Raw genomic sequence first — 19,631 nt, 5'->3', positions numbered from 1 at the left:
GTATTTCGTGAATACACCGGATTTGGGCGGAAAGTCGCCTGAATCCGGTGTTTTTGTTTTGTATGCGGAAGGCTTAGACATGTACGAAAGAGCTTATCCATTAATTTCTCTGCGTACAACCGTGCGTAAGACTTATTGTTTCGAAGATGCGTGAGAGAGTAAGATAATAGGTAATATACGAACATCAATACGTAATTTTTAGCATAGATGGTTTGAGGAATGATCTGATAAATGGGAAGGCGGTTGAAGCATGAGTACACTCTATGATCAGGCAATGGAAGAGATGATTGAGGTCATTGAAGAATGGTTTAGTGAACAGTTGAAGCGGGATGACCTGGAAAAGGCTGTGAAGCGAACTACGCTGCAAATGGGGATTTTTAATGATATTTTGCTGGATTACAGACCTGGACGGACTACAGTAGACAGTGTGGATCTTGGATTGGATGAGGGATTGAAATCGAAGAATCCCGGTCCCTTTACCGAGGAACAGGTACGAAATGAGATCCAGCCCAAGCTTGTAGAAGTGGTTCAAGAGAAATTGGATAAGCTGGCGGATACACCGTTGATCGACTATCGGTTTACCTTTCGCGGGAAATTTCCAACGACAGAAGGAAAGCTGCAAGTGACCATGCTCGAATATATCAACGAAGGGAAAAGGCAGCAGTTGCTTGAGCGCATTCATACATACGTAGACCATAAGCTGCTAAAAGGTTCATATCCAACAAAGCCGTTGGAATCCTTTTTTTTGACGCGTCACCTGCTTGATCCGAAATTGTTCCCTGAACCGGACGTTGCGTGGACTATAGCACAATATGATCGCATACAGGAGTTAAATAAAGGGCGTCAGGAAGCTCTGGCGGAGCATCGTGGTGATATTATTCGTGCGATAACGTCTTGGGCGGAGAATCATTTTTTGCCACGCTACTTTGATGTACAGCCTTCTGCGTACAGCGCCAATGTATATACACTTAAGCCAGGTGCTTCTTTGGAGGAGGACCAGCCAAAGAGCGAGCATGGGCAGCAGGTGGCACAGCCTATCGATCTGCTGCTATATGCAGCTGTGATGATTCTTCGTTATGAGCCTAGTTACAGTAAACCGAAAGGCCTTACTTTCTTGGAACTGGCCAAACAATTGGGCAGTAGCCGTGCGGTTCGCATGATGACCGAAGGTAGCGGAACCTATGCCAAGGAAGATATTCGTTTGAAAAATGAGCAGGTGGAGTGCACCGCGAACGATGTGTTCTCGATCATTACGATCATCATTCGCAAGGAAGAAGCAGCTGCCTACGAACAGGCCATTGCTTTTATCACCCGTTTGCTGAAGCAGGGCTTCCCCAAAAGTTACAAGATCAAGCTCAAATCCAGCGTGAAGCAGTATCTGCCGATTAAAGGGCTTGCGAAGTCGGATACGCATCGATTTTTCGCAAACCCACTTGAGTACCCGGAGCTGCATCCGCTGCTGGAAGAATATGCACGTGAGGCTATCGCAGAGTTCGAATTTTATGCGGATACAGAGGGTGAAAAGAACTGTATGCCAGGCAGTTATGCAACCTTCGGACTTGGATTGGCAGATGAGCGGTATTTCCCGTTGGTTGAATATTATATGGGTGAAGTGGATGATGAGCACCAGTTGGTACAGGATAAATTCACCGCTGCCTTTGCTGAGACACAGGGTGTAACGGACGGTTCCATACCTGCATTAGTTGCCTGCCTGCGTCGTTCTACGGATTCCCTGAAGCTGAAGATCCAACCAGAGCTGGAGAATGAGGAGAAGCTTCAACTTCTGGTCCAATCGTTGCAAGGAATGGAAACCTATGAAGTGGAGCGTGCGCTGTATCCGATCTGGGGCAAGATGGAGAAACTTGCAACGCTGGCACGCAAGGCCGAGGGAAGACGGAAAGAATTACTGTTAGAGCTGTTAAAGGCTGCAGGGAAATAAGGATATGCCCGTTAGGGCTTTTCAAGGTTAATGTGATGTATGAGGATACAGGTAAAGGTGGGTGAGTATATGGGGCCATTGAATCGAGATGCATGGAAAGGGCTGTCTGCTCAGGAAAAAGAGGAACTGTTGCGAGGGATGGTCAGTCATTTTCCAACAGGTATGAAGTATGAAGGCTTGGAGACATTTGAACGATTCGGTCAGCGAATCGAGACTGGTGTATTTTCGTATGATGAGCAGCGATTTGTGTTTGTGCCTGGCGATCGGGTGACACTCGGCTGGGATCGCTGGAAGGATGGAATGAACGAGCAGACTTCCTCAGATTTGCTGGAGACGGTCAGTGAGTATGGCGTGGAGGATGTGGATTTTTTCTTAAGCAGCCAGATGTCTCCGGTTAGGGACGTGCACATTGCTCCCATGCTGGTGGAGTGCAGCAGCCATTCCCTTGGTTGGATTGAAGTGACGGAAGCTGAAGCGATGGCGCAGGAGAATGCCTATTTTGCAGAAGAGTTGGAGAAGTTTAAGTTGTCCGATCTGAACCAGTATGAACTGCATCAAGAGTTCCGTCTGGTTCGTCAAAATGAGGCAGTACAGATATTTTGGTTCAATGAAGATTTGACGCTGGAGTACTTCATCGAAGAACAAGCTAAGGCGGGTTTTGGTCTGCTTACTGAAGATGAGTGGGAGTATCTGTATGGTGGGGGCTGCCGTACATTCTTTCCATGGGGGGACAGCTTCGACTACACGTTGAAATTGAAGCATTTTGGAAGCCTCGAAGAGGTGGAGGGAATTGTGGATGAATCGATAGAGCCGGACCCTTCCCTATTCGTCGAGAATGACCGTCCGTATGATTTGGAGCTGCCCAACTTTTTTGGTGTCCAGTTTGCTGGAGATCCCTATAATTATGAGCTTACGCTTGATGGATCTGGAAACATGATGCTCAAAGGTGGCGACGGTGGCGCGATGATCTGTGGTGGCATGGGACCGTTGGTCGGCTTTCTGCCCGCTGCGGCCGTATACTATCGTGATGGTAATGCAGGGGAGTTGGACTGGGAAGATATGATCGATTATATGAACTATCGGAGAGTGATTCGTTTAAACGATTTGGAGGTGTAAACGTTATTAAAAAATAGATCTTTGACTGCAAACTGGAAGTAAATGTAATGAACATTTAGGTCGGAAGTTCTATACTTAACAGGTCATAAAAAAAACATTACATAGAGAAGGAGTTAAGTATGTCCAGAATATCTATTTGTTTAGTTACTGTGTTGGCATGCATTATGCTTTTTTCCTTACCCGGACTAACAGTTGCAGCTTCTAACCCTGGAACCAATAAGCAAAGCACGCAATCCGCAAGCACTTCTTTAAAGGAACGTGTGAGGCACAGCATTAATTTTGCGATCAGGGAACATGAGGTTGTTGTAGAAACCATCCGAACGAGTTTTGATACAGGTGAAAGAAAGGTGAATGAATATCACTTTACCGAGAATGCAGTTCTCCCCCAAATTTATACTGGCTCAACAATAACTTCAGGATATTCTGATACTATTGTTTCTGATACACCACTAGGCTTAAAGGGTTACATAACTTACTACGCTACTGATAAAAATCAATATTATTACGTCTTATATGAATATGATTACAATAGCAACTCTCTACGCAAGGTACATGAAGGTGAAAATAGAATTTACTTGGAGCCACAATTAGGGCTATTTTATATGCTTTATGTAAAAGAAGAATATAAACCAATATACTATTCCATGACTACAGGCAAGAAGGTGTATACTGGTGGGAAAATTTTGCTTGAGAAGGATTTTACCGATACGGATTATGCCATTTCACCACTCCCGCAAACCCGTAACGTCGGTGTATACTGCACTGATAAGTACCAATGTAACTATATTGAATATGGTGGTGCCAAAGGAAAGACAGCCAAGGTGAAACAGCTTTGGATGAAGCCTGACATAAAGACAGGGCTGTCTACCAAAGCTTTTCAGGCAAGTACAAATGTTAATCTGAATATCTCACAAACCAACACAAGAGACCGCAAATCCGATTGGACTGTTGTTGCGACCAAGAATGGAAAGAAAAAAACACTTCTGAAGGATCGTATTGGCTATGTTCATACGTCTGTCTCACCAGGAAGAAAAACGCTGATTCTGGTTACTGAGAATGGTTTGGATAGTAAGATGGAATCGTCCACGGTTCATTTATATGATCTAGAGACCCTCAAGCTAATTGGAACTTATGATTCTCCCTATCGTGCTCGCACAGAGGGTGTTCAGTGGGTAACAGAGGATGAATACATTATAGAACAGTATTTTTCAGCTCCAGGTTCATTTCCTCCCTCTCTATATATCATTTCAGAGAATAAACATCTGAAGTTGCAATATGATACATATCGAGAATGGAAGGGGTACTGGGATTCATTTCAATTTTCAGGCATATTCTTTCCGTTACAGCCAGTAGGAATCAAGTCAGGGGATGGAGTATTGAATTATAAGGGACAACCTTCATTTTATCTGGAGGGGCAACATTATGTTCCTTTAGAGGAATTTACCAAGGCTTTTCATATTCAATATGTATTGGGTAAGGAACAAGTCACATTGAGTCGTGGACAGCGTTCATCCAGTGTGGATCGAAGTAAATTGCTAACACTCTATAACCAGACCTTTATTCCTTTGGGACAATGGAACAAGGATTTGGGGCTCAAAGTGTCTGAAACGAAGGCTTACTGGGGCAATAAAGAAATAATAATTAGTGATGATGAGCGTAATACGAGTGCAGCCATGACACCAGAAAACCTTGCTTTTCATGCAAGTGCCCGGCGAATTGAAAGAGTAGGGGATATCTACAAGTTGGATCAGAACAATACAAAGTCATTGGAATCATTTTATCCGGATCGTATTGACGGTGTGGTTCTGAATTTTGACCGTACTTTGACTTTATCAACTTCTACTCTCCATTACATGGATCTAACTAGAGTGTTGTTTACCAATCAGGACTATACCAAGGTGCTTGGGACGTTGTCCATAACGGACATGCCAGAAGCGAGGTGGGGAATCAGTACGGCAAAGATTCCAGAGCAGGCGTTACAAGATGGTGTTCTGACCATGATTATACCAACAAAGGAAGATGAATCTACACTTGTCTACACTTTGAAACTTCCAGGCCCTTTTGACAAAAATAATTTCTAATCCTAGATGCTCAGAAGTACAGCTAAAATTTTATATAGCTGTGCTTCTGGGCATTTATTGGTTCAATATAATGAAATTTGTTGTCTGAGCATCTTGAGAAGGTGGATTTTACAGTACAGATGATTTTTACATCAGAAAAAAACACATCGAAGTCTCACTTGTTTATAGAGAACTTCAATGTGTCTTGATATAAATATTTATTTTTATGTTAGTTGATTTTCTAATAATTAGCCTTTATTTCACTTTTTGCACAGATACAGCCATTTGCTCCAGCTGTGTATGAGTCAATGCATTATTTGCCGAGCTAAGGGTTACATAGCGATCATCCAGTTTGAATGTCAGCATGTCGGTTTGATCCGGTGTGTACCATTTGGCGGTAACACCGTTTGGCAGTTTAACATTTTTGCCGTCATAGCTGAAGGAATAGTCTTTAGGCGACACAGTGACATTCATGTGATTGAAGACAAAGTTTACACCATCGCCGCCAGCAGCTACGTTTTTGAATGAATCTCCGGCAATCATGTGTTGTGGTGCGTAAGCAGTCTCGAATCCTTGGAATTTCGCAAAGGCTTTGCGGATGGCGGCTGACTGTTCTTGGGTATATTTCACATCAGCGAAGCCCGTAATGCCCTGATCATTGCCTTGAACCTTTTGCACAGATACAGCCACTTGCTGCAACTGAGCCTGAGACAGCTTATGGTCAGGTGAGCTTATTGTGACATAACGATCATCCAGTTTGAACGTGAGCATACCCGTTTGATCGGGTGTGTACCATTTGGCTGTGACACCATTGGACAGTTTTACGTCTTTACTATTGTAACCGTCCGAATAGTCTCTTGGAGACACATCCACTTTCATATGATTAAAAGTAAAGCTTACTCCATCGCCGCCAGCACCTACACTTTTGAACGTATCACCTGCAATCATCTGTTGAGGAGCGTATGCTGTCTCGAAGCCGTCGAACTGTGCAAACGCCTTTTGAATGGCTTCTTTTTGCGCTGCGCTATAGCTCACATTGCTCAATGTAGAAGGATTGCTTGTAGCTTCGCCGATGATCACCTGTCCTTTTTTACCGTCATACGATACAGGTACATGCAGCGCATCAGCAATGGCACGTACAGGCAGATAAGTTGAATTGTTGTAAGTGATTGGAGCGAGTTTCTTGCCATTGCCATCCGTTGGTGAGTATGCCGCACCGTCTACATTGAAGCTGATCCCATGATTGAGATATGCCGAGATTTTCTCCAGTTGTGTTCCTGCGAATACGCCCGTTGCTCCTGTTAATGTCATGCCCAGTACCATCATCGTTGCTGCGGATTTCTTGAAGTTTTTCTTCATGTGTATAACTCTCCTTTAGTTTATATAAGTTGAATTGGGGGATTTACACCTTACCACTCCTAGTGCAGTACCAACTTCCGATCGCTCTTACCCCCAGATTTTCTTGAATCCTTTTATAAGGGGAAATCCGGGGATAAAGGCGAAGCCTATGCTTCCGAAGAAGCTTTCTTACAGAAAGCTTTTAGCTACGCTTCTTCAGATTGGTTCTGCCCTCTCCGTTATGGTGTGAAAGTCAGATTCAACTTATATATTGTGTTTTTTATAAATATGGCTTGCTGTCCTTATGGCCTTATATTACCCGCTGAACATATCCAGAATAATTCTGAATTATCTCCAACTTGTAAACATGTGTAAGGATCTTGGCATTTGGAATTTGTTATTTACAGAGGAGAGCATTCACATTATAGATGTTGGAGAAGCAAGGAGAGAGAAGTGGGAGAGAATGTAGATGATTTTGAGCAGGGATACACGCAGGAAGGTAAGTTTTTCAGCAGGAAAAGTCTTTATGAACAAAAGCATTTGTGGGTGATACGTGGACTCTTGGCCATCATAAGAGAGAGGGGAATGGTTCGCCAAACCATCCCATATGTACACCGAAATTTTAAAATTACTCGAAAAGTTCAGACATGTACTTTGCTGAGAGTAAGCGCTATTCAGTTCACTAAATACAGGACGAAACCGCCTATGCCGAGAACGATGGCACCAACGTATACATAAGTAAGTTTGCTCAGATTTTGCTTGGTCCTGCGATCATATTCGGGGTTGCTGGTCTGATTCGCTTTCGAATTCCCGATGATCATGGTAGCAATTCCACCGAACAGGGCAATGCCAATAATTAAAATATAGGGCAGCAATGTCATGCGATGAACCTCCTTCATTGAAATCAATCGTTCTTTTCATTGTACTTCAAGTTTACCTTGGATGTAAGTTTTTATTGATAAATTAAGGAAAATAAAGTCCTTCTCTTACAGTATGTATGCAGTGCTAAATGGAGCGAATCACTGTAATTTTAAAATTTTAAATTTGAGATAAACCTTGTTGTGGCGCGCATTTGCGGCTTTCCTAAGCGGAGGCTGCAATTTTTTTTGCCCAGAGAGGTGATCCAGATTGAAGAACCCTGCGTTACACCCTATGAAGACGACGACGAGGAAACAAAGGATAAACAAAACTAACCGAGGAGTGAACACGTAATGAAAATGAAAATGAAGAAATTTATCGCACCGATGCTGAGCTTGACGTTATTGATGCCAGGAATCGCCGGGGCTGCTGCAGCACCACAGACACCGATGACTACAATGAAGGCAAGTGTCAATACACCTGCTGCTGACCTGAGAGCGAGCCTGGATCACCTGTTATCCGAACACTTTGCACTCGCAGTAACCGCAATGGCGAAGGCATATGACGGAACAAAAGATGCAGACGCAGCTTATAAAGCACTCGACCAAAATGCATTGGATATGCAGCCGGCAATCGCTTCCCTTTACGGTGATGCAGGAGCCAAAGAATTCGAACGTATCTTCCGCGCTCATAACAAATATACAGATGATCTTGTGAAAGCAACTAAGATGGGTAACCAGGCTGGAATCAAACAGGCACAGAATAATATTAACGGTTTTGTAGAAGAATTCTCTACATTCCTCAGCACCGCAACGGAAGGCAAATTGCCAAAAGCGGCAGCTAAAAATGCTTTGAAAGTACATGAAGATCTCGTGCAAAAAGTATTTGATGAATATGTAGCAGGTGACTATACAGATGCATACAAAGCTTACCGTGAAGGTTTCAAAGAAATGTTCGACGTGAGTAAAGCACTTTCCACAGCAATCACAACACAAATGCCTGAGAAATTCGAGAATAGCAAAGCGGACACACCAGCAGCTGATCTGAGATCTGCACTGAACCACTTGGCTTCCGAGCACTTCGCTCTGTCGGCTCTGCAGATGCAAGAACAATATGATGGCCGCACAGCAGCATCCAATGCACTGGTTACAGCTGAAGCTGGAAACACAGCGGATTTCAAAGCAGCGATCGCTTCCATTTACGGTAATGACGGTGCCAATGCGTTCGAGAAAATTTGGGTAACCAACCACGTGAATGCACAAAGCGACTATGTAACAGCCGTTAAAAACAATGATGCAACCGCTCGTGCAGCTGTCGAGAAACGTATTGACGGATTCACAACGGAGTTCGCGACATTCCTGGATTCCGCAACAGCGGGTAACTTGCCAAAAGCTGCCGGACAGCAAGCATTGACTACACATGAGAAGCAAGTACAACAAGTATTGGATCAATACGCTGCGGCTAACTACGGAGGTTCGTACACGACCAACCGTGAAGGATTCAAAGTTATGTTTGGTGTAGGTCAAGCCTTGGGTAATGCAATTGTCACGCAATTCAATGATAAATTCCAAGAGCAACCCACTACACCGACAATGCCTGAAACAGAGACAACAACTGTATGGATGCAGCTGAACAGCAAAACGCTGAAAATCAATGACAAAACAACCAACATGGACACCACGCCAATGCTCTGGAAAAACACAACCTACATTCCATTGCGCTTCTTGAGCGAAGGAATTGGTGCAACCGTGAAATGGGATAAAAAAGCACAACAAGTAACTGTAATGGCTGGCAATGATACACTGAAGTTCTGGGTGAACAACAATGTTATGGAAGTGAACGGCATGAAGAAAAATGTGGGCGCAACAGTCTTTGTTAACAAAGATGGACGTACACAAGTGCCACTGCGTTTCATCGCTGAGCTTCTTGGCTGGGATGTAAAATGGGCGCAAAAAGATGGCTCCATCACACTGACTAAATCCATGTAATCACTATTTATAAAAAGAAGAACGAAAAAAGCTGCCCCATACGGCAGCTTTTTTCGTTTTCATTTCAGCGCCTTTACCTTCATCTTACTTGGTGAACCTGCAATCCAATCTGCATCACATGGACGCAAAAAGGCCACATCAAAATATTCAAAAATTTGGTATAATCGAGGGAGTCAGCAACCTCGCCGTAACGTATAATTGATCACGGTACGGTGGTGGACTGTACATAATCGGATTCACTAGCCCGTTGGAGTCATGTATGTTGTATTATTTTTCGGTATGATCAAACAAGAAAAGGGGGTTCAAGCGGATGGACACAGCTTCAAAGCCTGAGCGACGGGCAAAACATATTGATACCCGTCTGTTTATTGCCTGGGCCGTATCAGTCATTGCGACTGGAGGCAGCCTTTATTTTAGTGAGATTAAGGGATACATCCCCTGTGATCTGTGCTGGTTCCAACGGATCTTCATGTATCCGTTAACGATTTTACTTGGCATTGCCTACTTCAAGGATGACGCGGGAATTACCAAGTATGTTCTTCCCCTTAGTTTCATTGGAGGCGGAATCTCGTTATACCATGTAACGATTCAGCGTATTTACTCGGCTACGGGCAGTTCAGTGGCATGCGGACAAATTCCGTGTTATACCGATTACTTGAACTGGTTTGGTTTTATCACAATTCCGTTACTTGCACTGATCGCATTTATCATCATTATTGTTATGCTGTGGGGAATTGGCAAAACATCAAAATCTTCTTCATAAGAAAGGACAGATGATTGATGAGCGGACAAGTCCGTTGGTTCATGCCCTTCATCATTCTGATCCTCCTGACTGCGGGATGCTCCTATGAGGAGCAGTCCCAGTCTGGTGAGATGCCGGAGATGATCAAAGTACAGCTTGTGGTCCCTGACGATGCTCCTCTCGATAAGCCCGTTACCTTGCAGGTGAAGCTCACTCAGGGTGATGTACCGGTAAGCAATGCAGATCAAATTCAATTCCAGATCTGGAATGAGCTTGAGGATGCCCCAGCAGTCTCGCCTGAACTAGGAATGATGACAGAGGATAAGCTGGAGAAACAAGGCGCCTTGAAGGCAAGCGAGGTTGAGGATGGTCTGTATGAGGTGCAGTATACATTTGAGCAGGCAGGTACGTATGTGGTTCAGGTCCATGTGACACATGGGGCCATGCACAGTATGCCCAGAGCGAAGATCCAGGCGGAGTAAAGAGTAGGCGGTCGGGGGGATTGGTTCCGAACTGGAAATACGTATATAATCATTAAGATATGAAGAATGTTGTAGGAAAAGAGGTTGTTATGGCAACAATTCATGATGTTGCACTCAAAGCAGGCGTTTCCGTAACTACCGTCTCGCGTGTATTGAACAATCGGGGTTACATCAGTCAGAAGACCCGGGATAAAGTGTATCAGACCATGAACGAACTGAATTATCGTCCCAATGAAATTGCCCGTTCTCTGCTGCGCAAGCAGTCCAACGTCATCGGCTTGATTATTCCTGATGTGTCACATCCGTTTTTTGGTGAACTGGCAAATTATATCGAGTATCATGCATACCGGAACGGGTTGAAAATGATGCTGTGCAACTCACACATGGACCCTTCCAAAGAGCGAGAGTATGTGGAAATGCTCAAGGGTAACCGGGTCGACGGAATTATTATGGGGAGTCATACGCTCGAAGTGGATGAGTATATGAATCTGCATTCTCCCATCGTTACATTGGACCGGCAGATTGGTGCCGATATCCCATTTATTTCATCCGATAATTATCAGGGCGGAGTTATGGCGGCCGAATTGCTGCTCGCGAAGGGCAGACGGCACGTGGCGCATATCTGCGGCAATCTGGAACTGCAGATGCTGTCTAATCGCAGAACGACAGGCTTTACGGATACATTGGAGGCACATGGAATCAAGCCGGTCATAATCCATGAAACCGATTTGAATGTGTTCAGTCAGCATCAGTACACCGAGTTGGTCGGAAAACTGCTTGCTCAGCATCCCGAAGTGGATGGACTGTTCGTAACCAGTGATTTGATGGCCATTCATGCCTTGAAACAGATCGTGCTTCATGGCCGCAAAGTGCCCGAGGATATCGCAATTGTCGGTTATGACGACATCCAGGCGGCGGGGTATGCGATGCCAGGCATTACAACCATAAGACAGCCAATGGAGGCCATGGCTGAGCTTGCCGTCGAATTGATCCGAAGCCAGATCGCTGAGGAGGAAATCGGGATGGAGCATATTTTACCAGTCACACTGGTGGAGAGAGAGACGACCTGAACAAGGTCGTTTTTTGCATGCTTCTATTTTTCTATACACTGTAATGATCATTGTGCTTCTTCCAAAATACGTAATATAAGATGGTATAAATAGGGGGAGAAAAACTAGTTTATTTTTTATGTCAAACGATTGACATGTCAAACCTTTGACATTATAATCTGATTTGTAAGCGTTTCCTTTTATATTAATGAACGGGGGCCATGACAGATGAAAAGAGAGCAGAAATGGATGAAATTATCGGTATTATCTTTAATTATGGTTGTTATGTTATCCGCATGTGGCGGTGCGAAGACAGAAACAGGCTCGGGATCATCCTCATCGGACGGTGACGTCAAAATCACGCTTCTGAATTCCAAAGCGGAGATTAACACTCAGCTGGAACAGGCAGCCAAGGATTTTCAGGCCGAGAATCCCGGTATTACGCTGGAGATTGTGCCTGTAGGCAACGGTCAATCCCCATTTGAGAAAGCGTCTGCGCTGTATGCATCCGGTAACCCGACAACGATGATGATGCTGGATACAGGGGATGTTGAGAAATTCAAGGATCGCGTTCTGGACCTCACTTCAGAGAAGTGGATGAAGGATGCCGTCGAGAATAGCACATCGGCTACCACATTTGATGGCAAAAATTATGCATTTCCTTTCTCCATTGAGGGATACGGTTTCATCTACAATCAGCAGGTGCTGGATCAGGCTGTAGGTGGCATATTTGATCCTGAATCCGTACAGACTACTGCTCAGCTTGAAGAACTATTCCAGAAGGTTGCAGCCACAGGAAAATCGCCTTTGATTGTCTCTCCGATGGACTGGTCGCTCGGCGCCCACTACCTTGGGCTTGCCTATGGTGGACAGTCTCCGGATCGTACGAAGGTCGATCAATTTATTAGTGATCTCAAGGAAGGCAAGGTTGATTTGGCTTCCAACACCGTCTTCAATGGTCTGATGGATACGTTTGATCTGATGAAGACCTATAACATCGACAAAGCGTCCCCTTTGTCCGGGACGTATGAGCGTGGACCCGAAGTGCTGGGAAAAGGGGAGGTGGGCATCTGGTTCCAGGGGAACTGGGCTTGGCCGCAAATTCACAGCTTTGATACAGCGGATGGAAAATACGGCTTCCTGCCGGTTCCTGTGAGCGACAATCCGGATGATTTTGGCAACACCCAAATTTCCGCTGCCGTATCCAAACGTATTCTGATCGACAAGGAAAAGAGCACACCAGCGCAGCAGGAAGCAGCGAAGAAATTTCTGGACTGGATTGTCTATGAGGCCAAAGGACAGGATTTCCTGGTGAATCAGGCGACCATCATTCCGGCATTCAGCAATATCACTCTTGAACCGGCTGATCCGCTCGGCAAGTCGATTGGGGATTACATTAAGGCAGGTAAAATCGAGGAATCGATGAGCACACTTCCAGCCGACCATTGGTCCAAACTGGGTGCTTCCATGCAGAAATATTTGGCTGATGTAATTGACCGCAAAGGACTTGCCAAGGAAGTTCAAGACTATTGGACCAAGGTGAAATAAATCCAACGTCAAAATAAACCAGAGTAGCTCAGGGCACAGGCGAGGAACATTCCTTGCCTGCTGCCCTCCGCGCTTCTGGTGTTGCATACAGACAATGGACGGTATGCCGGGGACAAGAGGGTGGGGCGATGAGGATTTTCGAACTGCCATTCCCGTCTCCGGCCAACCGGCAGTCAATACAGTTGGACAGAGTGGAGGATGACAATGCTGACCGAAAAAGGATTATGGACCCGTCTGCGTACCCGACTGATTTTTACCGGACCGACGCTTTTTGCGTTCGCTACCGTCATGATTATTCCGTTTTTATACGGCATCTATTTGACGTTTACAAACTGGGATGGCATTGCTGTGGAGCAAAGTCTTGTGGGTTGGGACAACTATATCGGCGTGTTCAAGGACACCGTGTTCTGGACATCATTCGGGATGACGCTGGAATACGTATTTATTACGGTAGTACTAACGAATGCGGTTGCATTCCTGCTTGCCTACGCGGTAACACGGGGCATAAAGGCGCAGGGCTGGTTCCGGGCGGGCTTCTTTCTGCCTAATCTCGTCGGTGGAATTGTGCTCGGCTTTATATGGCAGTTTATTTTTAATCAGGTGCTAGTATTTGCCGGACAGAAAATGAACATCCCGTTGTTCGCAGCCTCCTGGCTGTCGGACCCCGACAAGGCCTTCTGGGCCCTGATCGTCGTTACCGTTTGGCAATATGCCGGGTATATGATGGTCATCTATATTGCAGGGCTGATGAATGTGCCCAAGGATGTGATGGAGGCGGCCAGTATTGATGGGGCAAGCAACCGCAAGATGCTCGCACGGATCGTATTGCCGCTGATGGTGCCTTCGTTTATCGTGTGCGTGTTCCTGTCACTCCAGCGGGGCTTTATGGTCTATGACCTCAACGTCTCCCTAACCAGCGGCGGACCGTTCAAAAGCACGGAGATGGTTTCGATGCATGTGTATGAACAGGCCTTTCTGGCTCGTGATTACGGGCTTGGCCAAGCAGAGGCGTTTGTCCTGTTCATCCTGGTTGCCACCATTACACTGCTCCAGGTTTATTTCAGCAAAAAACTGGAGGTGGAGGCATAATGGCTGGACAATCTCGTATTTTTGGCTGGGCTAAGCTGCTTTCATTAATGGTAGCGCTGGTGTTGTTCATTTTTCCGTTTCTGCTGCTAATCACGAATTCATTCAAGGCCAATCAAGCCATTACATCGGACCCACTGGGTCTTCCAGCGTCCTTTCAATGGGATAACTACGTTAGCGCCTTTGATAAAATGGGATATATGTCAGCATTCGGGAATTCGTTGCTGATTACAGTGGCAGGTGTACTGCTGATCGCCCTGCTCGCAGCGATGACGGCTCATTATTTTGTACGGCATAACAGCAAGCTGAACCAATATCTTTTTTTCCTGATGGTAGCGGCCATGATTATTCCTTTTCAAGCCATTATGATTCCATTGGTGAAAATATACGGTTCACTCGGTCTGCTGGATAACAAATGGTCGCTCATATATATGTACATCGGCTTTGGCAGTCCACTCGCTGTTTTCATCTATCATGGCTTTATCAAGAGCATCCCGCTGGAGTTGGAAGAAGCAGCATTAATGGACGGCTGCGGCAGAGTGCAGACCTTCTTTCGCATCGTATTGCCGGTGCTGCTGCCCACAAGTGTTACGATTGCCGTGTTGAACGTCCTGTGGATCTGGAACGATTTCTTGCTTCCTTCTCTGGTACTGACTTCTTCCGAGCAGCGTACGCTCCCGTTATCCACCTTTTATTTCTATGGGACCTATACGGTCGATTACGGCCCATTGATGGCTGGTCTCGTGCTGACGCTGCTGCCTGTGCTGGTGGTGTATCTGTTCGCGCAAAAGTATATCATTCAGGGTGTGATGCAAGGGTCCATCAAATAATCGGCTTGAGGAAAATTGCAGTAGAGAGACAGGAGTGATAGACATATGAATCAGGAACTGGACGTAAAACAGGAACCAGAAACAGACCTCAAACACAAGTCAGATAACCCACTGCCGGATACACAGCATCAGACGCAGGAAAGCTATACACTTGACCGGGCTGATGCTTACATCAGGGAAAATCGGCAACAGGTGAATCCAACCTATCGCCTAGCGTATCATTTGATGCCTGAAGTAGGCTGGATGAACGATCCGAACGGTTTTGTATACTACAACGGAATGTACCATATGTTCTATCAGCATTATCCCTATGCCCCGGTATGGGGACCTATGCACTGGGGTCATGCCGTCAGTCATGATCTGATCAAATGGTCGTATCTTCCGGTTGCGCTCGCACCGGATCAAAGCTATGACAGCGGAGGATGTTTCTCTGGCAGTGCCATCGTTCAGGATGGCAAGCTGCTGCTCATGTACACGGGACATGTCGTGACGGGACCGGACAAGGATAATGATTACCGACAGACGCAGAATATTGCTGTATCGGGCAATGGGGTGGAGTTTGTCAAAAGCGCCTTGAATCCGGTCATCCGTCTGGATCAGATTCCGGAACACACGAGTCCGAAGGACTTCCGTGATCCAAAGGTGTTTGAACGAAATGGGACATTCTATTGTGTATTGGGTTCCAATGATACGGAAGGCGGTGGCTTAATCCTTCTGTATCGTTCGACCAATCTGCAGCAGTGGAGCTATGTCAATATACTTGCTCAAAGTGATGGCACACTCGGGGACAACTGGGAATGTCCGGATTTGTTTTCTCTCGGCGGCCGGGATATTCTGATCATGTCTCCGCAGCGAATGCCAGCCCAGATGGACAACTATCGTAATTTGCACTCTACCGTTTACATGATTGGCGCACTGGATGAATCGCGGGGCGTACTGGAATATGAGCAATATCATCCGCTGGATTATGGGTTTGATTTTTATGCGCCGCAGACAACGGATGATGAGCAAGGACGTCGCATCATGGTAGCATGGATGGAGACATGGGAGACGGATATCCCAACCCAACAGGGTCACCACTGGGCAGGGGCGATGACGTTGCCGCGCCAGATCGTTCTAAAGGGGGAGCGATTGTTCTTCCTGCCAGTCCCGGAGCTGGAGCAATATCGTTCGGATGAGGTTGAACAACATGACATCCGCTTGGACGGCACACGGGACTTGGGGATGGAAGGAGATCGATACGAACTGTTTGCCGTCTTTGAAGCAGGTCAGGCAGAGCAATTCGGACTGAAGCTGCGTACCGGCGAGGGAGAGGAGACGGTCATCGCCTATGAGGTGCAGCAGGGCAGACTCCGTCTTAATCGGGATCATGCAGGAGCCGGGCCCGGAGGTGAACGTGCTGCTGAAGTGCAGCTGCATAACGGTAGACTGGAACTGCGAATTTTTGTGGACGTCTCGTCGGTTGAAGTATTTATTCAAGGTGGAGAGAAGGTTATGACAGCTCGTATTTATCCTGGGCCGGAATCCACCGGGATCACAGCGTTTTCCTCAGGAGAGTGTACCTTGACTGAAGTTCGCAAGTGGGATCTGAAGGTATAGCATTTTTCGACCTCTGTAGAGATGCTTGCTTAAATTGTGTTAAAAAGAACTGTTAAAGTGGACGTATTCGATCCCAAACAGTTCTTTTTGATTTGAACGAAAATGTTTAACTTATCGAAATTCAGATCAAAATATACCTTGACCTTGAAGTATACTTCAAGGTTTATCCTTGTTGTATTACAACATGTTGGAGGTAAGATCGATGAGAATTTTGGAATGGATTTTGGTCATTGTGACGGTTATTAGCGCAGTAGTCATATTGATGGCTCCCAAACGTCGGGCAGTGAAAGTGGGTACGTTGTCGGCATTGGCACTGGTTATTCTATTGCATGGGGTAATCGATCGTTTTCGTGTGCAGCTGTTGCCCACCTATATCGTAGCCCTTGTTTTACTGATTGTATTGGCGATTCAACTGTGGAAGTCCGGACGCAATATGCAGAACATACAAAAACCGAAACGTCGTTCGTGGTTCAAAACCATTTTGGCATCTATTCTGGTGCTGGCTCTCAGTGCAGGTTCAATGGTGCTAACGTCGCTTTTCCCTGCATTCACGATGCCTGAACCGACAGGTTCATTCGCCATAGGCACCTATTCGCAGCAGTTAACGGATGAATCTCGGGAAGAGACCAAGACGGCTGAAGCGGGTGATAAGCGAGAACTTATGATTAATGTCTGGTATCCTGTAGATCAGGAAACAGCCAAAGGATTACCGCTAGAGCATTATCCTGCCGAGTTGGGAGAGGCGATCAGTCTCGTATTTGGCATTCCACCGGTGGTGTTCAGTTATCTTGATACGATTCCCACGCATGTGGTCAAAGGCGCTGAGGTGTCTGCCGCACAGAGCAAGTATCCAGTATTGCTGTTTTCACCTGGAATACGCTCTGCACGCTTTCAAAGTATGACCGCGATTGAGGAACTGGTAAGCCACGGCTACATTGTTGTTGGGATCGACCATCCGTATACCTCAGCTCAAGTGACATTCCCGGATGGACATGTTGCTTCTTATGAGCCGGATCCTGAAGATCTAACGTCAGAGGAAGTGTATCAACATAATATAGAAGGTGTTGGCATTCGTGCAGCTGACGCAAGCTTTGTACTGGATACGCTCACCCAGTGGAATAAACATGATCCGAATCAACTGCTCGAAGGCAAGCTTGATCTGGATCATGTCGGTATCTTTGGTCACTCTTATGGTGGTGCGACAACAGCGGAAGCACTAGCGCAGGATAGCCGTTTCAAAGCAGGACTCAGTTTGGAAGGCGGATTCTGGGGGAGCGTATCCACTACAGCCTTGAAACAGCCGTTTATGTATATCATGTCAGGTGGAACAGCCAAAAGTTTTGACCCGAACGCCACTGCCAAGGATAAAGTGTTTTATCCCGAGTTTGAAACGGATTTGGATCGGGTGATGACAAGCAGTCTCAATGACACGTATTACTTGACCGTGGATCATTTCTTCCATCAGAGTTTCACGGATATTCCGTTAATTTCACCTAAACTGTTTGCCAAAGGCATAACACCAGAGCATAATGTGGACATTACAAGATCATATACATTGGCCTTCTTTGACCGTTACTTGAAGGGAGAAGAGCAGCAGCCTTTGCTGGAAGGGTCGTCAGACCGTTTTCCCGAGGCTACTTATGATAACAAGTATACCAAGTTGCGGAGCAACCAGGCGGAATAACGCGGAGATGGATGGAGGAGTAGCATGAAAACCATGACAAGAGGAGAGTTAGCCAAACGTACGGGTGTGAGCATGGCAACGCTCCGGTATTACGAGGACAGTGGAATTCTGCCTGCTCCCCGTCGTTCGTCCAACGGATATCGTGTGTATACCGAGGATTATCTGGTTAAGGTCAAATTCATTAAGGATGCTCAATCGCTGGGTTATTCTTTAAAAGAAATACAGGATACGTTACAGCTGCTTAGTCAAGAGGACATGGAGAGTGAAGCACTTAAAACACTTGTACGTGACCGAATTGAAGAGATTCAGTCGCATATCGATAACCTGCAGCAGATGCAGACACTTCTTGCCGGGTTGCTCCTGACGCCAGAGCATGATATTCACAATTACATTGAATCTTTCCGGATCAACAAGGAAGATGGCAATTCATAAGATAACCCTTTAATCAATAAACACCTTCATAGATCATCCCTGACGCGTTTGGCGTGAGAGATATCTTTGAAGGTGTCTTTTATGTTTCCGGCTCTGCATAACGATTCAAGCAATTTAAAACAGGCCTGCTTCGCGCAGGAAATGGTCCACAATTTCTGTCTGATACTTGATCCGGTCTGATCGGTTCAGACTCCAGCAGGTCTCCACGGTAACCGAGCGGGCTTGAAGCAGGCGAGCTGCGGCTGTTCGTGCTGAACCGGGCAACTCGTGTTGCTTCAGATTGAAGTGCCTGTCACGAATGGGAATCGACCGATTCATTCGCCCTATAATTCGTTTGCATAACGGAACAGCCTTGCTGCCCGGATTGGTAATCAGAGTTTGTCCTAGTACCCGTGAGCTGCGTTGGGATAATCCATTGGCTTCATGCAGGTCCAGCCACCAGGTAGGTCCATATTGACGAGCAAGCCGAAAGACAGCGGAAGCAAGCGGATGTTTGGCTTTGCCAGAAATATGCCGCGGGAAGGTGCGATTTAAATCAGGTTTTCCTCGGCTTTTGTTTCGATAAGCCTTCTGATTCACTCGTGGAATAATAATGAGGAGTCCACGAGCCACGTGTCGACGCCCTGCCATGCAGTCATTAGCCAGCTTCTGCGCAGCGGCCATGCTCGCGGTTTCATTTCCGTGAACTCCCGATGTAATCATGATAACGGGTCCTGGCTTCGTGCCTCGAACGAGGTAATAGGGAGTGGCGTGTGCACAGGATGCAGCAAGTGTGTGTTTGGTAACAAGCATGACACATCACCTCCGCTATTACAGTACGTTATGTCCTTCCCGTATGTAACGGCATTTGAACAGGCCTTCATCCAGTTCTGAATAAAAT

Annotated in this window: 17 protein-coding genes; 14 read left to right on the top strand and 3 right to left on the bottom strand. The window is 46.1% G+C overall.

Annotated elements, in window-relative coordinates; translation table 11 throughout:
* Window positions 1-7: 7 nt before the first annotated feature.
* From AC4PM4_RS25620 to AC4PM4_RS25605, 4 genes are all read left to right on the top strand, one after another.
* Window positions 8-154, top strand: coding sequence for a hypothetical protein (locus AC4PM4_RS25620; RefSeq protein ID WP_491614827.1), 147 nt, complete (start codon window positions 8-10; stop codon window positions 152-154).
* Window positions 155-250: 96 nt separating this feature from the next.
* Window positions 251-1,939: a DUF6138 family protein gene (locus AC4PM4_RS25615; protein WP_491614826.1), complete on the top strand. Its 1,689-nt coding sequence runs from the start codon at window positions 251-253 to the stop codon at window positions 1,937-1,939.
* 69 nt (window positions 1,940-2,008) lie between these two features.
* Entirely contained in the window at window positions 2,009-3,055 is a 1,047-nt protein-coding gene (locus tag AC4PM4_RS25610) for a hypothetical protein (RefSeq protein ID WP_491614825.1), read from the top strand.
* Between the two features lie 119 nt (window positions 3,056-3,174).
* Window positions 3,175-5,136, top strand: coding sequence for a hypothetical protein (locus AC4PM4_RS25605; protein WP_491614824.1), 1,962 nt, complete (start codon window positions 3,175-3,177; stop codon window positions 5,134-5,136).
* Between the two features lie 234 nt (window positions 5,137-5,370).
* On the opposite strand, the gene AC4PM4_RS25600 is transcribed toward AC4PM4_RS25605, so the two are convergent.
* Both AC4PM4_RS25600 and AC4PM4_RS25595 read right to left on the bottom strand, forming a co-directional pair.
* On the bottom strand, window positions 5,371-6,474 hold the full coding sequence (locus AC4PM4_RS25600; protein WP_491614823.1) for a stalk domain-containing protein: 1,104 nt from the start codon (window positions 6,472-6,474) through the stop codon (window positions 5,371-5,373).
* 653 nt (window positions 6,475-7,127) lie between these two features.
* The gene (locus tag AC4PM4_RS25595; RefSeq protein ID WP_063567093.1) at window positions 7,128-7,334 is read right to left on the bottom strand and encodes a hypothetical protein; all 207 of its coding nucleotides are present in this window, start codon (window positions 7,332-7,334) and stop codon (window positions 7,128-7,130) included.
* Between the two features lie 336 nt (window positions 7,335-7,670).
* Between AC4PM4_RS25595 and AC4PM4_RS25590 the strand changes: the two genes are divergently transcribed.
* The 10 genes from AC4PM4_RS25590 to AC4PM4_RS25545 all read left to right on the top strand — a co-directional run bounded on the left by AC4PM4_RS25590 (window position 7,671) and on the right by AC4PM4_RS25545 (window position 18,751).
* Window positions 7,671-9,299 (top strand): copper amine oxidase N-terminal domain-containing protein, encoded by a 1,629-nt coding sequence (locus tag AC4PM4_RS25590; protein WP_472977867.1) that lies wholly within the window; start codon window positions 7,671-7,673, stop codon window positions 9,297-9,299.
* Window positions 9,300-9,609: 310 nt separating this feature from the next.
* Window positions 9,610-10,062: a disulfide oxidoreductase gene (locus AC4PM4_RS25585; RefSeq protein ID WP_269054181.1), complete on the top strand. Its 453-nt coding sequence runs from the start codon at window positions 9,610-9,612 to the stop codon at window positions 10,060-10,062.
* A gap of 17 nt (window positions 10,063-10,079) precedes the next feature.
* On the top strand, window positions 10,080-10,523 hold the full coding sequence (locus tag AC4PM4_RS25580; protein WP_400348949.1) for a FixH family protein: 444 nt from the start codon (window positions 10,080-10,082) through the stop codon (window positions 10,521-10,523).
* An 89-nt stretch (window positions 10,524-10,612) separates the two neighbouring features.
* Complete coding sequence (locus tag AC4PM4_RS25575) at window positions 10,613-11,593, top strand: LacI family DNA-binding transcriptional regulator (protein ID WP_079697129.1); 981 nt, start codon at window positions 10,613-10,615, stop codon at window positions 11,591-11,593.
* 207 nt (window positions 11,594-11,800) lie between these two features.
* Window positions 11,801-13,120 carry an ABC transporter substrate-binding protein gene (locus AC4PM4_RS25570; RefSeq protein ID WP_491614822.1) on the top strand — a complete coding sequence of 440 codons (1,320 nt, stop codon included), beginning with the start codon at window positions 11,801-11,803 and terminating at the stop codon, window positions 13,118-13,120.
* 204 nt (window positions 13,121-13,324) lie between these two features.
* Window positions 13,325-14,209, top strand: coding sequence for a carbohydrate ABC transporter permease (locus tag AC4PM4_RS25565; protein ID WP_079697128.1), 885 nt, complete (start codon window positions 13,325-13,327; stop codon window positions 14,207-14,209).
* On the top strand, window positions 14,209-15,036 hold the full coding sequence (locus AC4PM4_RS25560; protein ID WP_079697127.1) for a carbohydrate ABC transporter permease: 828 nt from the start codon (window positions 14,209-14,211) through the stop codon (window positions 15,034-15,036). The genes AC4PM4_RS25565 and AC4PM4_RS25560 overlap by 1 nt, the downstream gene beginning before the upstream one ends.
* Window positions 15,037-15,081: 45 nt before the next feature.
* A complete protein-coding gene (locus AC4PM4_RS25555) occupies window positions 15,082-16,635 on the top strand; it encodes a glycoside hydrolase family 32 protein (protein WP_491614821.1) in 1,554 nt (517 codons plus the stop codon).
* Between the two features lie 202 nt (window positions 16,636-16,837).
* The gene (locus AC4PM4_RS25550; protein ID WP_491614820.1) at window positions 16,838-18,319 is read left to right on the top strand and encodes an alpha/beta hydrolase family protein; all 1,482 of its coding nucleotides are present in this window, start codon (window positions 16,838-16,840) and stop codon (window positions 18,317-18,319) included.
* 24 nt (window positions 18,320-18,343) lie between these two features.
* Window positions 18,344-18,751 carry a MerR family transcriptional regulator gene (locus AC4PM4_RS25545; RefSeq protein WP_063567097.1) on the top strand — a complete coding sequence of 136 codons (408 nt, stop codon included), beginning with the start codon at window positions 18,344-18,346 and terminating at the stop codon, window positions 18,749-18,751.
* 114 nt (window positions 18,752-18,865) lie between these two features.
* On the opposite strand, the gene AC4PM4_RS25540 is transcribed toward AC4PM4_RS25545, so the two are convergent.
* The gene (locus AC4PM4_RS25540; protein WP_491614819.1) at window positions 18,866-19,543 is read right to left on the bottom strand and encodes a M14 family metallopeptidase; all 678 of its coding nucleotides are present in this window, start codon (window positions 19,541-19,543) and stop codon (window positions 18,866-18,868) included.
* Window positions 19,544-19,631: the final 88 nt, after the last annotated feature.

This window comes from Paenibacillus sp. MDV22-iso6 (assembly GCF_058408365.1).
The sequence above is the reverse complement of the archived record's forward strand: the minus strand, read 5'-3'. Positions and strand labels throughout refer to the sequence as shown.